The organism is Nocardia sp. NBC_00881 (assembly GCF_045207455.1).
Lineage (GTDB): Bacteria > Actinomycetota > Actinomycetes > Mycobacteriales > Mycobacteriaceae > Nocardia.
Genome location: NZ_CP108798.1, coordinates 8010974 through 8024995 on the forward strand (window position 1 = coordinate 8010974; position 14022 = coordinate 8024995).

A 14022-nucleotide genomic window follows, 5' to 3' on the forward strand; every position below is an offset into this window, starting at 1 on the left:
CGGGCGGTATCGGATGGTGTCCTTCGATGGCTGCACCTCCCAGAAAGTGCCCGCCACCGCTGGAGAACCGGGCCTGGCTGCGTGCCACCGCCCATTACGCCTACCCGATGCTGGAATTGATGACGCTGGTGGAGACCGGAACCCGCGCGGTGATCGGGGCGGTGTTCGGACCCACCGAGCTGGGCGAGACCGGCTACGCCTGCAAGCTGCTGCATCTACTGCGCCCGGACATGCTGGTGTTGTGGGACAGGGGCTTCGACAGCAACGACTTCCTCGTCAAAGTCTGCGCGACCGGTGCCCACGTATTGGGTCGGTCGCGCAGCAACCGGCGCATCCCGGTCCTGACCCGCCTGGGCGATGGCTCGTATCTGGCGGTCATCGCCGGGATCCCGGTGCGGATCATCGACGCCCAGATCACCGTGACCTGCATCGACGGCATCGTGTTCACCGCCGGCTACCGCCTCGTCACGACCCTGACCGACGCCCGCCGCTACCCGGGAGCGACGCTAGTGGTCCTCTACCACCAGCGGTGGGAACATGAATCCGCCTACTACGCGCTGCGCCACACGATCATGGCCGGACGAGTTCTGCGCTCGGGCGACCCCGTCGGTGTCGAACAGGAAATGTGGGCCCTGCTGGGCCTGTACCAAGCGCTGCGCATCGTGATGGTCGACGCCGCCGAATCCCGTCCAGGTACCGACCCGGACCGTTGCAGCTTCGCCATCGCTTTCCACACCGCCCGTGACCAGGTCGTCACCGCGGACGGGGTCGTCCCCACCGGGACCGGAAGCGGCCTTCTCGGGCGGATCGGCGTCCGGATCTTGGGGCACCTGCTACCACCACGCCGGCAACGGGTCAGCACCCGCAAGGTCAAATCACCGATGTCGCGCTACAACGAGCGCCTCGACGACGGACGCCCCGACACCAGCCGCACCGTCACCAATCTCGACCTCGCCATCGTAGTGCCCGACACCGAACAACTCCCGCTCCCAACCACTTCCCGCCACGACAGCCGCACCGCCCCCGACCAGCGCCGACGCCACCGGATCCTGACCCTGCTCGACACCCACCCCACCCGCTTGTGGCGAGCCCGTGACATCGCCGCCCACTTCGGCGACATCACCCTCAACACCATGTACAGACAGTTGACCCGGTGGGCCGACGACGGCCTCATCCACAAACTCGGCCCAGGCCTCTACAGCGCCACCGCCTGGTCACCCGAAACCCTTGCATGACAAGCGAAAACACTAACTACCCGGCCTTGGGTGAACCTCATGCGCAGCATCCCCCAGATCACCGAGCGGTCCCAGCGGCTCTTGCCGGTGCGGGTGGGCACGCCCTGTTCGGTGAGCCAGCGGGTCGGCTCGGCGATGGAGGCGCCGTCGTCGGCATAGCGCCGAAACATCTTCGCGACCAAACTGCTTCGTGGGCGAGGATTTCGTAGGCCGCGCCGGTGGCCTCGCTCTTGCGCGGGTATCGGTAGCCGAACGGGGCACCCGAGAGCACGTTGACCGACCCGGTTTTGGCGCGGTGGGTCTTGCCGCGCCGGTAGCGTTCCATGATCTGGGCTTTTTCGTACTCGGCGAACATGCCCTGGAACTGCACCAACAGCTGATCCTCCGGGGTGTCCCTGCGCGGGCCCTTGACGAACTCGACCCTCGTCCCGGCGCGAGTGAACTCCTCGATCAACAGCGCCTGGTAGGCGAATTTGCGGGCCAACCGGTCCGGGGAGTAGCACAGCACCACATCCACCCCGACCCCGGCGACCAGGTCCCGCAACCGTTCCAGCGCGGGCCGGATCAGGGTGGCCCCGGAGTGTCCTTCGTCTTCGAATACCCATTCCGCGGGGACCTCAAGTCCCAGTTGCTCGGCGTGGGCGCGCAGCGCCGCGGTCTGCGAGCGAATCGTCTCGTCCTTCTTCTGCCGGGCCGAATCTGCCGGGCCGAAGACACCCGGGCGTATATCACCGCGCTCGTCATCAGGCGGTAGTCCTTCCTCCCGGGTCCGCGTGACGCGGGCCCGGCGTTGTGGCACAAGAATGTCGTAAGCCACCGACAAATCCGTGGCCGCGTGGCGGTCGAAAACGAATTCCGTCTCGACCACCCTGTCGTTCACCTGCGCCGGGGCCGCGTGGACGGCACCCACGAAGGTCTGGCCGCGGCCCGGGCCCGGGGGCAGCGGCTCGGCCGGCCACCGGCGATGACCGGCGAGCAGGTTCGTCAGGCTCGCGCCCTGCTGACCCGCCCGGACGAGTCGGTGTCCTCGATCGCGCGCCTGCTCGGGATTTCGAGGACCACGCTCTACAAGTACCTGCCCGAACCCACCGACGGGACCCGGTGATCGTCACCGGAGGCCCCAGCCGGAGGCGTGAGCAGTACGTGGCCGACCATCCCTGAGCTGACCGTTTCGGCGTACCTGCCGTGGCGGTCCGGCGGGACGGCCCTCTGCAGGCCCGCATTTGCCCTGACAGGGGTCTATACGGCATCTTTACGGTAGGAGAGCCGGGAAGTCTGGTCGGCACAGCCTGGTCCGGGAACGGGCCGGGCCCGCTAGCGATAGGTGAAGACCCTGCTCTCCTCATTCAGTACTTTCCCCGCCGCCGACCAGCGGCTTCTCTGGCCCGAGGTCGACGCCGGTAGACGGCCCGCCGAATCTCACTGCTGGTTCTTCGAGCACGCCACCACGGTAACCAACAGTCGACGAGTTCCTAACCGCTCCGACTTCCCTCACCCCACTCATTCCGGCCTGGGCCTGGGCCATCCCGTGTGTCCTTGGCGCCGAATCCTTCACTGAAGCGTTGTCGGCGCGGCCGATCCAAACGCGGTGTGGCCGATGGTTTCTCACTGTGGGTGAAGGTAAGGAGGCGTGGGTTGGCTCTGGCGGCAGTGCGGGACCTGCGGGAGCTGCGGGCTCCAGCGACCGAAGACGAGATCGCTGCGTTCGAGACCGACGTCTTATCGGGGTTCGTGCTGGCCCGGGCGTCGGCCGGGCTGGTGGACTCCACGATCCGCAACGACGTCAATCACCTCGAGCTGATTCGAGATTGGTTCGGTCGACCGTTGTGGGAGATGCAACCCGGCGACGCCGACACCTATTTTGGGAAGGTGCTGCGGGAAGCGAAGCCCTCGACCCGGACCGGCCGCGCGGCCGCGCTGACGGTGTTCTTCCACTTCCTGGAGCTTCGGCACAAGGTCGAACTGCACAACCTCACCGGTCACGTCGTCGAATGCCCGCTGGACGAGATCAATCGCCCGCGCGGATCGGTGGATCCGCAGCTGCGGATTCCTCCGACGGCCGGGGAGATCGAGCAACTCTTCGCCGGATGGCGTGCAGAGTTGGCGACCTGCCGCAAGTTCGCACCGATCGCCCGCAACTACGCCGTCGCCCGTCTGGCCGCCGATGTCGGCCTGCGGATCAACGAGGCCCGCATGCTCGACCTCGACGACGTGCGGTGGGAACTGGGCCGGTTCGGGAAGCTGAATGTCCGGCACGGCAAGGGATCTCGCCGCAAGGGCCCGAAACCGAGGCTGGTGCCGTTGATCAACGGCGCCGACCGCAGCCTGCGCTGGTTCATCGAAGACGTGCTCGGCCTCTTCGACGTCGACCCCGGCCGGCACGGGATGCCACTGTTTCCGTCCGAGCGCAAGAACACCGACGGCACTGCCATGCGCGCGACCGCCGACGTGTTCCGGCGGTCTCTCGCCGAGGCCGCCGACCGACACCTTCCGGCCTGGTCGGGCAAGGTGACTCCGCATGTTCTGCGGCATTTCTGCGCCTCGCAGCTCTATCTCGCCGGGATGAATTTGTTTGCCATCCAGGAACTTTTAGGACACGCCTGGACCGCCACAACTGCCCGGTATATCCACGTTCACGCCACCCACGTTGAAGACGCCTGGGTGACCGGGCAGCGCCGAGTCGCCGACCGATGGAAAGGACTGGCCCAATGAAATGGAACCTGCGCCTGGCGGCGGCCAACCGCGGCATCTGGAAGGCCAGCGAGCTGCAGCGAATGCTCGCCGACCGCGGCCTGGTCATCAGCGCCGGCAAGATGTCCGGACTGTGGTCGGGCAACCCGAACGTCGTCAAACTCCACGACCTGGAGGTCATCTGCGCAGTGCTGAGCTGTGGTGTCGACGAGCTGCTGATCCCCGAACCGGAGACCGTCAGCACGCCGAAGCCGACGACCGAGGTGGTCGCGACCGCAGTCGGTGAGGCGCCGCCAGTGGTCCCGCGTGCCAGGACCGGCCGATCGCTACCGCCGCGATGAACTGCGCATACTGCGGCACCGAACTGCCGGAGAAGCGGCGACGGGACAAGATCTGGTGCAGCAATAGGTGTTCCGCGCTCGCCTCGTACTATCGGCGGAAGAACGGAGAACCGCTCCCGCCGCGCTGGCAGCATTCCGCACTCACCGCGGACGATCCGCTACTGCGCGGTGCCGCAGCTCGAGCCGCGCAACTCGGCGAGACGCACGGCTGGGGCCCGTGGACGTTGCGCAATGTGCTCGACGGGCTCGCCACCGTGCTCGACGGCCGGTCTCCCAATGACAAGGTGCCGCTCAGCGAGGTCCGCGCCTGGCCACATCGGCACGTCTCCCGGCCCCGCCTGGCGGAGGTGCTCAGCAACCTCGAACTGCTTCACGACGACTCGACACTGGCAGTCCGGTACTGGATCGACCGCGTAATCAGCGAGCTGGCACCAGGATACGCCGAACCGGCGCGGCAATGGCTGCTGGTTCTGCTCGACGGCGACTCTCGCGCTCGACCGCGGTCCGAAGCCACGCTCTACGCCTACTTCGGATTGGTACGCCCGATGCTGCAGCAGTGGGCCACCAACTACGGTCACCTGCGGGAAGTTACCCGATCCGATGTCCGCTCCGCTCTCGCACCGATGCGTGGATTCAAGCGCAACAACACCATCCATGCCCTGCGATCACTGTTCCGGTTCGCCAAACGACGCGGCATGGTGTTCACCAATCCGACCCTCGGGGTCAAGACTCCACAGGTCGATCCCGAGATGATCCCGATGACCGACGAGGACATCCGCATCATCGAAGGCCTCGCCGTCCGGCCCGCGGAGCGGCTCGCGATCGCCCTGGCCGCCGAGCACGCTGCGCGAACCAACACGATAAGGCATCTGCTCCTCGCCGACGTCGACCTGCCGAACCGGCGCATCATCTTGGCCGGCCACGACCAGCGGCTCGGCGACCTGACTCACCAGGCGTTGCGAACCTGGCTCGACCACCGGCGATCGACCTGGCCTCACACTCCGAACCCGCACGTCCTGATCAGCAAAAGGACTGCGCTCGGCACCGGATCAGTCAGCCATCCATTCGTGCGCTTCTCGTTGGGCGGCAACGGATTCAGCATCGACCGCATCCGCGCCGACCGGATCCTCCACGAAGCCTTGACCGCCGGGCCGGACCCGCTGCACCTGTCACTGGTCTTCAACCTCGACCACTCCACCGCCCTGCGCTACGCGACCGTCGCCGAACATCTCCTCAGCGACGAGGTCGAGACACCATCCTCGTCATGACCAGCGGATACACTCATTGGCTGCGTCCATGGATAGAGACGGCGGTTGTCCATCGATTCCGACGGCGGTGGGGGCTGGTTTCAAGATCGAGCGTCCGTGAATTTCGACGGCACTGTGGGGGTGGGAATCGAATATGCCCGAATGGGGCCGCGTCGGGGCCTGACCCATCTATAGCGGAGGCTCGAAGGTGAGGCCGAACTGGGCGCCCAGTCGATTGAGCGCCTGCGGGTCTCCGAAAACGATTACTTCGCTGAGGTATTCGTCGTAGGAGTCCAAGTCCACGGAACAGAATTGTTCTACGAGGTCGGTGGTCAAACCGGAGAGGTAGGTGGCGAAGACGAGCGAAGCCTCGATGTTCTCCTGCTCGTGGCCGGGGTACACCGGCCACCACTTGGTGACGCCGTTGCAGTCGAACCGCAGCTCCCATGTCGTGTCGCCCTCGACCAGCCGGACGTTGCCGATCGTCACCATGCCGCGACTGCAGGCGGCGAGCGACTGCAGTTCGGACTCGTACCGTTGTCGCCGCTCATCGTCGGTGCACGTGTTGATGTGGCGAAACGTCTTGTGGTCGAAGATGTAGCCGATCCCCAGGTCACAGAGCAGGCTGAGCACGGCGGCCTGCTCGGTGTCTTCGTAGGAGCTCAGCGGCTCGTCCAGCGAGTTCACCAGGCAGGTCGGCGGGATGGTGTCGGGGTCGACAAGGCCGAGTTCGACGATCAGGTCCACGACCTCGCCCACGATGCGTTCGGAATCCATCGAGTCCTTCTCTGGGTGTTCGCGTTCAGGCATGACCTCCATACGATCTCACCCACCACCGACAGCCTCGATCCGGATCCTCCGTCAAGCGCGGCGTTCCACCACTGGGTCCTCACCGACAGCGCCCATGGAAGAGGTTGTCGGGATTCGAGCGAAAGAGGGCAGTGAGTTCCTGGATCTGCCGTCCGGGGCGGATGTGCTCCGACACCACACACTTGAACCGCAGGTAGGCGGTGCGATCGATCGACGCCAACCCACCAAGATCACAACCCGGACCCGAACACCCTAACCGCGCCCACAACCCCGAAGAACTCCCTGACGAACTCCAGCACCTCCACCAACCCCAAGGCGTCGACGACGTCGATACGCATCTCGCCGCTGGCCATAGCTTCCAACTATGCCCTACCCCTCACCGTGGTGCCGTCAGAATTCGTGGACACCACCCTGTCCGATTTCGGGGCGCCGCCGAAATTCGTGGACAAACCCCGCCCGAATCGATGGACATAGCCACACTCATCTTCCGTCGAACCCACCGGAAATCGATCGGTGGCACCGCGAAAGGCCGTGAGTTCCCGGTGAGATCGCTTCAGTCCGGCTGAACCCACGGGAAACCCGGGAATCCTGAAGCTGTCATGAAGTGCAAAGTGCTGGTGTGTCTAGTCGGTGCGTCGCGGAGTCCGACACCGGCCGACCTGCGGTAATCGGGCTACTCGGCCCGGAGCTCCGGGCCACCACTGCGGTGGACCGGCGGCCACCCGACCCCGCACCGCGGTGCAGCCACCGCGGTGAGCGTCGTTCAGCGGTCTGGTCACGGCCTGTGTCACTCCACCCGGCCCCTGCGGTGAAGGAGGGACAGCACCGATGAGCACCCCCGAGCCCCGCCCCGCTCTCCTGTCCCGCGGCTCCTGGCCGGAAGCTCGGCGGATCGCTTCGATCCTGCGTACCGAGACCGCCGGCGGGATCCTGCTGATCATCGCTGCGGCGATCGGGCTCATCTGGGCCAACACGCCGTGGTCGCACGCTTATGAGGCCCTGCGCGATTTCGAGCTGGGACCGGCCGGGCTGCACTTGAACCTGTCGTTGGAGACCTGGGCGGCCGACGGGCTGCTCGCCGTGTTCTTCTTCGTGGTCGGTCTCGAACTCAAACGCGAGTTCGTCGCCGGTGACCTCCGCGATCCGCGCCGGGCGGCGCTGCCGGTCGTCGCCGCGATCGGCGGGATGATCGGTCCCGCGCTGATCTTCGTGGCATTCAATCTCGGTAACGGTGACGCCGTGCGGGGATGGGCGATCCCGACGGCGACAGATATCGCTTTCGCGCTGGCGGTCCTCGCGGTGGTCAGCTCGCATCTGCCCACCGCGCTGCGTACTTTCCTGCTCACCCTCGCGGTGGTCGACGACCTGCTCGCGGTGACCGTGATCGCGATCTTCTACACCGACGAGCTGCATCTGCCCTACCTGGGACTGGCAGTGATTCCGCTGGCTGCGTTCGCGTTCGCGGTCCAGCGCCGGATCCGCTCACCGTGGGTGCTGATACCGCTGGCACTGCTCACCTGGTGGCTGGTGCACCAGTCCGGAGTACACGCCACCGTGGCCGGAGTACTGCTGGGCTTCACCGTTCCCGTCCTGGCCACCCGCGCCAGCCCGGACAACCCCTCACCGCAGGACCCGGGCCTGGCCGAAGTGTTCGAGCACCGGATCCGGCCGATCACCGCTGGGGTGGCGGTACCGATCTTCGCGTTCTTCGCCGCCGGGGTCACCATCGGCGGAATCAGCGGGATCTCCGATTCGCTCACCGACCGGGTCACGCTCGGCATCGCCGTGGGCCTGGTAGCCGGCAAGGCACTAGGCATCCTGACCACCACCTTCCTGACCGCGAAACTCACCCGCGCCGAACTGGACACAGACCTGAGCTGGATCGACGTCGCCGGAGTGGCACTACTCGGCGGTATCGGGTTCACAGTCTCGCTGCTGATCGGGGAACTGGCCTTCACCGATCAGCCCTGCGCGAAGACCACGTCCGGATCGGGATCCTCATCGGCACCCTGACCGCGGCACTGCTGGCGACCGTCGTGCTGCGGCTGCGTAACCGCACCTACCGACGCATCGCCGAAAAAGAAGCCCGCGACGCCGACCACGACGGTATCCCCGACGTCTACCAGCACGGAGACTGAGAACGAACCCCATCCCGCCACCCGGGGTCAGGCATACAGCAGCAGGCTCAGCAGCACAGCGTGAGCCAGCCCAAGCACTCCTCCGGCCACCGCGCCTCGAATCGCAGTACGCCTGACGGTGGTCCAGGTCAGCGGGTAAGGCCGGTTGCTGGAGTAACTGACTCGGACGGGCACCTTTGGGCCCAGGGGGTACTCGCCGGGCACCTCGTATCGACGCCGCCGCCAGTCCGCGCCCTTGTATTCCAACAGGGTGCGGCGATAGCGCCGCGGGCACACACACGAAGAAGACCCGTGCCCGGACCTACAGGTATGCGCCAGGACCACCGCCTCACGCCGACCGGTATAGCTGGGAGCGGACTTACTGCGCAGCGCGTCGTTGAACGGCACCAGCACGTGAAAGTAAGCCGCCCCGCACACCGCCCCCGCGGCCGCGGTGACAACCACACCAGCGATCATCGCGACCAGGAACACCTCGGCATCGTAGTGCAGCCCGCGAGATCAGCTGTGAGTTCCCACCAGAATGTCAGTGGCTGATTCCCACTTCGATGTCAGTGGCGCAGATCGGCCAGATGCACTGAAATTCCCTGTCCTGCCACCTGGTTCGTGATCGAATGCTGTCGTTCCGGTCTGCAGGGTGGTGGGAGGTCGGCGGATGGCTGACGTGGCTGCGCGCGCGTTGCGGCAGGCCGCTGCGGACCGGTTGATGGCGTTGGACCGGCTGGGGTGCTGACCAGTGCACATGTCCGGCTGAGTGCGGAGACTTTGGGGGTGGCCGAGCGGACGGTGTGGCGGTGGTTGAAGGCCCGGCGGGTGGGGTCGGCAGCGGCGCCGCGGCGGCATTTCCTGATCGACGACGAGCTGCGGGTGCGGCTGGCGTATTGGCGGGGCAATGTGATGGCGTTGCATCGGGAACTGGTCGATTCGGAACGGGCTGGTGGCCCGGCGGCGCCGAGCAAGTCGGCCCTGTATCGAGCCGTAACGGCGGATGTCAGTGCTGGTGATCGCGCCGGCCTTCGTGCTGGTGAGCGTGCCCGACGCCGACACGATGTGTTCTTGAAGCGGCCGCCGTCGTTCCGGAACGCAGTGTGGGAAGCCGATCATGTCGAGGCCGCGGTGCAGGTCGAGATCGACGGCCGGTTGGTGAAGCCGTGGGTGACCCGGTTCGTCGATGCCGCCCACGATGTGATCCTCGGGGTCGCAGTCACACCGCAGGTCCCGAGCCGGGAAAGCATCCTGGCCGCACTACGGGCGGCCATCTCGCGGCGAGAGCCATACGGCCCGGCGGGTGGCCTGCCTGCGATGGTGCGTGTGGACCGGGGCAAGGATTTCTTGTCGCGGACGGTGGCCGAGGCGATGGGTGCGTTCGTGGTGGCCGTAGATGATCTGCCTGCCTATACACCGCATTTGAAGGGCAGCGTGGAGACGGTCAACGGTGCGGTGGACCGGATGCTGTTCGCGGGTCTGCCGCGCTATATGCATCGCCAGACCGAGGCCAGCGGTGCGCTGGTGGATCCGGATCAGCCCGCGTTGATCTTCGCGGCGTTCGTCGCCGAGGTGCTGGCGTGGGCGGGGTGGTGGAACAGCGAGCACGTCATCGAAGAACTGGGCGACCGCACCCCGTTGGCGGCGTGGCTGGCCGACCCGGCCCCGATCGACGAGGTCGATGAGGACAACCTGTGGATGTTCACCCTCGAAGATGACCGCCGCCGGCGCAAGATCACGACCAAGGGCATCGGGTTCGGGCGCGGCCGATACTACGTCGCGGAGTGGATGGTCGGGCGGGTCGGCACGACCGTGCGGCTGCGGTATATGCCGCACCATGATCACGAAGTGGAGGTGTTCGACGCGGACACCGGCGCCCATCTGGGCCGCGCGGAACTCGCTGCTCAGGCGTCGGAGGCAACGAAGACTGCGGTGCGACGCACCCGGGCCCGCAAGGCCGCGCGGCTGCGTTCGGATCTGTCGAAAGCCGAACGCGCACGCCGAACGCGGTATGCCGCCTCGACGACGCCGGTCCCGGCTCGGCGGCTGGACGTGATGACAGCAGCGGAAGCGGGCCGGGAGCGGGTCGAGGAGCAGGACGTAGACCTGGCCCGGTGGGCACGGCCGGATCTGATCGCGTTGCCGCCACCGGCGCCGGGCTGGGTGCTGCCGATCCGATCCGATCCGATGACGATCCCCGCCGCAGCGGAGGAAGCAGGAAACCCTCGTGACCAGCCCCTCGAACCCCGGCACGAACGTCGGCGCCGCGACCGATCATTTCCTCGGCCTGGTCGGCGCGCACATCGTGGCCACCGATGCGCTGTTGTTGATGAAGGACAACCTGGCCGATGTGATCGAGGCTATTGGTAACCACGGATATTCGTTCGTGCGGAATAGCCCCCGATTGGGGCGGACGCCCACTCGCCGACACAGCCTGATCGCCCCAAACAACCTTGCCGGTGAAGTTCTAGCGGTAGCCGTGCACCCTAGTGCCGGCGGATGGGGTGAGGTTGGGCAAGGGATGCTCTGTGATGTCGGAGGCGGCCGACCGTAGGAGGTCGAGAAGAGCGCAGCCCGGGTAGCCCCGAAAACTCGCATAAGCGGCACGGTAGTAGCAGGCCCAGTAGCTCACGACCCGCCTCTGGGTGCGCGCGAAGAAGGCCAGGTTGTCCGCAACGAATGTCCCGTAAGCGAGATGTCCGCGGGCACCCGGCGTAGCGAGATCACGAAGCCCGTCGCGGATGACGACCAGGATCTCCAAGACGTACTCGCCGACCAATTGCACCACGAACGGGACGACCCAGGGGTCCGCAGATCCGACGAGCTGCTCCAAGTGGCGCTGCCGCACCCTCCCATCGCAGTGCCTCGAGTACAAGCAGTGCAGAAGCTGCCGTTGACGCGCCGACAACGACCTCACCGCGTCAGCCGATGGCTCGTCGTTGTAGAGGCGCCCAGGGATGGTGACCTGCTGGCCTCCCACCACGACCGAGAAGGGGTTAAGCGACTCGAAGCGGGAAGCAGGCATGACCGCCAGCACTGCCTGGGCATCGCCAGCAAGCTCGGCCGGGAACGCCGCGATCAACGGGTCATTGCTGACGGAAGGCGGTTGCACGGGCTGATCATAGGTCCAGGCCCTGGCCCACGGCAGGGATCAACGACCTTCCAGTCACCCAACCCGGCGAACATTTGCGGTCAGAGCACTAGGTCTTCTTCGGAGGCGCCGGGCAGGTGTTGGGCCGGATCGGGTATCTGCCGCTGGCCCGCTACACCGAGGGCACCGCCCGCACCGTGCTGGTCCTGGCTGCGCTCGCCGCCTCGACCGCGCTGCTCGGTGTGGTCTCGGCAGTGATCGTTTTGATCGCGGTCGCGATCGGCGCCGGGTTGGTGCGCGGGATATTCACGCTGATCCAGGCCACCGCGATCACCGACCGGTGGGGCGCCACCCACTATGGGCGCCTCAACGGGTTGTTGTCGGCGCCGGTGGTGATCGTGTCCGCGCTGGCCCCCTGGGCGGGCACGGTGCTCTCGGCGTGGACCGGAAGCTACGCCCACGCCTACCTCGTTCTCGGTGCGGTCGCCGCTGTGGCTGCGGTGATCGCACCTCTCACCGGTATCACCATTTCGAGGAAAGAGACGTTGTGACAAGCGAATACGCATACGACGCGGTGGTCATCGGCGGCGGCCAATCCGGCCTGGCCGCCGCCCACCACCTCACCGGCCAGGGCTTGAACACCGCGATCGTGGAAGCATCTGAAGAGGCGACCGGCTCGTGGCCGCGGTATTACGACAGCCTGACCCTGTTCTCCCCGGCCCGCTACAGTGCGCTACCCGGGCGCCGGTTCCCCGGTGACCCGGATCGGTATCCCCACCGCGACGAAGTGGTCGACTATCTGCGCTCCTACGCCGCCGGCCTGGACGCCGACATCCACACCGACACCCTCGTCGAGGCGGTGAGCGCCAGCGACGGTGAGGGTTTCGCGGTCACCACCGGATCCGGTGCGGTGTTCACCGCGCCGCGGGTGATCGCGGCAACCGGGTCGTTCGGTTCCCCGTTCCTGCCCGCGCTGCCCGGGCGGGATGAGTTCGGGGGCGACATCCTGCACGCCAGCCAGTACCGCGACCAGGGCGAGTTCGCGGGCCGGCGAGTGGTCGTGGTGGGGGCGGGGAACTCCGCGGTGCAGATCGCCGCCGAGCTCGCCGAACACGCGCAGGTGGTGTTGGCCAGTAGGGCGGCGGTGAAGTTCGTACCACAGCGACCGCTGGGCTGGGATGTGCATTTCTGGTTCGCCCTTACCGGATTCGACGCCGCCCCACTGGGGCGGATCGTGAAGGCGGCACCGACGCAGCCGGTGTTCGATGAAGGCCGCTACCGTGCCGCGCTCGCGGCCGGGAAACCGCAGCGGCGGGAGATGTTCACCGCGTTCACACCCGAGGGTGTGGTGTGGCCGAGCGGCGACCGGAGCGCAGTGGATGCGGTCCTCTACGCCACCGGCTACCGTCCGCACCTGCCCTATCTCGCCGGTATCGGTGCGCTCACCGACACCGGGGCCCCACAACAACGTCAGGGTCTGTCACTCACTCATCCGGGGCTGGGGTTTCTCGGGTTGGAGTGGCAGCGCACCCCGTCGTCGAACTCGCTGCGCGGGGTCGGCCGCGACGCGGCGTATCTGGTGCGGCGCCTGTGGCCGGCGACGGCGCGACGCCAGGAGCACGCGCGATGACCACCGCGCAGATGGATAAGGCTTCGCAGCCGCTGGTCCACGGCGGTCGCGTGATGTCCGCGGACGGCACCCCGATCACCTACCTGGCCCGGGGTTCGGGGCCGGTGCTGCTGGCGGTGCACGGTGGGTTGGGCAGCGCGGTGAGCATGCTGCCGCTGGCCGGCCACCTCGCCGAGCACTACACGGTGGTGGCGATGAATTGCCGCGGCCACGGCACCTCCGGGGACCCGCGGTCGGCGCCGGATATCGCGCACGAGGTCGCCGACATCGCTGCGGTGATCGACGCGGTCGGGCCGGTCGAGGTGTTGTTCGGTTACTCCTTCGGCGCGGTCCTGGCTCTGGAAACCGGGCTTCGGGCGCCGGAGCGGATCGGGCGGTTGGCCGTCTACGAACCACCCCTACCGGTCACCTACCCGATCCCCGATCTCGCGGCGGTGGATACGGCGATAGCGGGCGGGGACTACGAGCGCCTGATCCTGGCAGCGTCCGCGGTATCCGGCGGGTTCTCCCCGGCCGAGTTGGCCGCGTTGCGTAGCGATCCGTTGTGGTGGTTCAAGGTCGCCCAGGCCCCGACCCTGGCCGCGACGTTGCGAGTAGTGACCGGCCTGGATCCGGACCTGGGCCGCTATGCCGTCATCACCGCACCGGTCATGGTGATCACCGGTACCACCAGCGCCGACTACATCCTGGCGGCCGCGGACCTGCTCACCGCCGCACTGCCGGACCCGACTCGCAAAACCCTGCCGGGGCAAGGCCATCACGTCGCCCCCGATGTCCTGGCCCAGGCCCTGCTCCCGGGTTAGACAGTGCGGGTGTCGAGGCGACCGGCCGGTGTCAGGCCACCACGCGGTCGCGAC

14 protein-coding genes and 2 pseudogenes are annotated in these 14022 nt (G+C 66.9%); 10 read left to right on the forward strand and 6 right to left on the reverse strand.

The window, feature by feature from the left end; translation table 11 throughout:
• The first annotated feature begins 26 nt into the window (after positions 1-26).
• Positions 27-1235: a transposase gene (locus OH799_RS34040; protein ID WP_406272982.1), complete on the forward strand. Its 1209-nt coding sequence runs from the start codon at positions 27-29 to the stop codon at positions 1233-1235.
• Here the strand turns inward: OH799_RS34040 and OH799_RS34045 are convergent.
• A complete protein-coding gene (locus OH799_RS34045; RefSeq protein WP_406282841.1) occupies positions 1196-1372 on the reverse strand; it encodes a recombinase family protein in 177 nt (58 codons plus the stop codon). The genes OH799_RS34040 and OH799_RS34045 overlap by 40 nt on opposite strands.
• Positions 1294-2052, reverse strand: a complete 759-nt coding sequence (locus OH799_RS34050) for a recombinase family protein (RefSeq protein WP_406272986.1) — start codon at positions 2050-2052, stop codon at positions 1294-1296. Before OH799_RS34050 ends, OH799_RS34045 begins: the two co-directional genes overlap by 79 nt.
• A gap of 18 nt (positions 2053-2070) precedes the next feature.
• Here OH799_RS34050 and OH799_RS34055 point away from each other — a divergent pair, with 18 nt between their 5' ends.
• The 4 genes from OH799_RS34055 to OH799_RS34070 all read left to right on the forward strand — a co-directional run bounded on the left by OH799_RS34055 (position 2071) and on the right by OH799_RS34070 (position 5535).
• Positions 2071-2340: a helix-turn-helix domain-containing protein gene (locus tag OH799_RS34055; RefSeq protein WP_406272990.1), complete on the forward strand. Its 270-nt coding sequence runs from the start codon at positions 2071-2073 to the stop codon at positions 2338-2340.
• A 530-nt stretch (positions 2341-2870) separates the two neighbouring features.
• Positions 2871-3947 (forward strand): tyrosine-type recombinase/integrase, encoded by a 1077-nt coding sequence (locus OH799_RS34060; RefSeq protein ID WP_406272993.1) that lies wholly within the window; start codon positions 2871-2873, stop codon positions 3945-3947.
• Positions 3944-4267: a helix-turn-helix domain-containing protein gene (locus tag OH799_RS34065; RefSeq protein ID WP_406272996.1), complete on the forward strand. Its 324-nt coding sequence runs from the start codon at positions 3944-3946 to the stop codon at positions 4265-4267. The genes OH799_RS34060 and OH799_RS34065 overlap by 4 nt, the downstream gene beginning before the upstream one ends.
• Complete coding sequence (locus OH799_RS34070) at positions 4264-5535, forward strand: integrase (RefSeq protein WP_406272999.1); 1272 nt, start codon at positions 4264-4266, stop codon at positions 5533-5535. Before OH799_RS34065 ends, OH799_RS34070 begins: the two co-directional genes overlap by 4 nt.
• 168 nt (positions 5536-5703) lie before the next feature.
• On the opposite strand, the gene OH799_RS34075 is transcribed toward OH799_RS34070, so the two are convergent.
• Complete coding sequence (locus OH799_RS34075) at positions 5704-6324, reverse strand: hypothetical protein (RefSeq protein WP_406273002.1); 621 nt, start codon at positions 6322-6324, stop codon at positions 5704-5706.
• Positions 6325-6554: 230 nt separating this feature from the next.
• Complete coding sequence (locus OH799_RS34080) at positions 6555-6677, reverse strand: hypothetical protein (RefSeq protein WP_406273005.1); 123 nt, start codon at positions 6675-6677, stop codon at positions 6555-6557.
• 475 nt (positions 6678-7152) lie between these two features.
• Here OH799_RS34080 and nhaA point away from each other — a divergent pair.
• Positions 7153-8462: pseudogene (gene nhaA, locus OH799_RS34085) on the forward strand (Na+/H+ antiporter NhaA).
• A 27-nt stretch (positions 8463-8489) separates the two neighbouring features.
• On the opposite strand, the gene OH799_RS34090 reads toward nhaA, so the two are convergent.
• The gene (locus OH799_RS34090) at positions 8490-8933 is read right to left on the reverse strand and encodes a hypothetical protein (protein ID WP_406273008.1); all 444 of its coding nucleotides are present in this window, start codon (positions 8931-8933) and stop codon (positions 8490-8492) included.
• A 252-nt stretch (positions 8934-9185) separates the two neighbouring features.
• Here OH799_RS34090 and OH799_RS34095 point away from each other — a divergent pair.
• Positions 9186-10616: pseudogene (locus tag OH799_RS34095) on the forward strand (Mu transposase C-terminal domain-containing protein); the annotation flags it as partial.
• Positions 10617-10911: 295 nt separating this feature from the next.
• Here the strand turns inward: OH799_RS34095 and OH799_RS34100 are convergent.
• Positions 10912-11556: a hypothetical protein gene (locus tag OH799_RS34100; protein ID WP_406273011.1), complete on the reverse strand. Its 645-nt coding sequence runs from the start codon at positions 11554-11556 to the stop codon at positions 10912-10914.
• A gap of 116 nt (positions 11557-11672) precedes the next feature.
• Between OH799_RS34100 and OH799_RS34105 the strand changes: the two genes are divergently transcribed.
• From OH799_RS34105 to OH799_RS34115, 3 genes are read left to right on the forward strand one after another with little or no spacing between them, the layout of a single operon-like run.
• On the forward strand, positions 11673-12086 hold the full coding sequence (locus OH799_RS34105) for a hypothetical protein (RefSeq protein ID WP_406273014.1): 414 nt from the start codon (positions 11673-11675) through the stop codon (positions 12084-12086).
• On the forward strand, positions 12083-13165 hold the full coding sequence (locus OH799_RS34110) for a flavin-containing monooxygenase (protein WP_406273017.1): 1083 nt from the start codon (positions 12083-12085) through the stop codon (positions 13163-13165). The genes OH799_RS34105 and OH799_RS34110 overlap by 4 nt, the downstream gene beginning before the upstream one ends.
• Positions 13162-13968: an alpha/beta fold hydrolase gene (locus OH799_RS34115; RefSeq protein WP_406273020.1), complete on the forward strand. Its 807-nt coding sequence runs from the start codon at positions 13162-13164 to the stop codon at positions 13966-13968. Before OH799_RS34110 ends, OH799_RS34115 begins: the two co-directional genes overlap by 4 nt.
• Positions 13969-14022 lie beyond the last annotated feature (54 nt).

Bases quoted from the DNA above. Each gene is read 5' to 3' on its own strand.
- OH799_RS34040 (WP_406272982.1), top strand. From the start codon at position 27: ATGGCTGCACCTCCCAGAAAGTGCCCGCCACCGCTGGAGAACCGGGCC.
- OH799_RS34065 (WP_406272996.1), top strand. From the start codon at position 3,944: ATGAAATGGAACCTGCGCCTGGCGGCGGCCAACCGCGGCATCTGGAAG.
- OH799_RS34070 (WP_406272999.1), top strand. From the start codon at position 4,264: ATGAACTGCGCATACTGCGGCACCGAACTGCCGGAGAAGCGGCGACGG.
- OH799_RS34075 (WP_406273002.1), bottom strand. From the start codon at position 6,324: ATGCCTGAACGCGAACACCCAGAGAAGGACTCGATGGATTCCGAACGC.
- OH799_RS34080 (WP_406273005.1), bottom strand. From the start codon at position 6,677: ATGGCCAGCGGCGAGATGCGTATCGACGTCGTCGACGCCTTGGGGTTG.
- OH799_RS34115 (WP_406273020.1), top strand. From the start codon at position 13,162: ATGACCACCGCGCAGATGGATAAGGCTTCGCAGCCGCTGGTCCACGGC.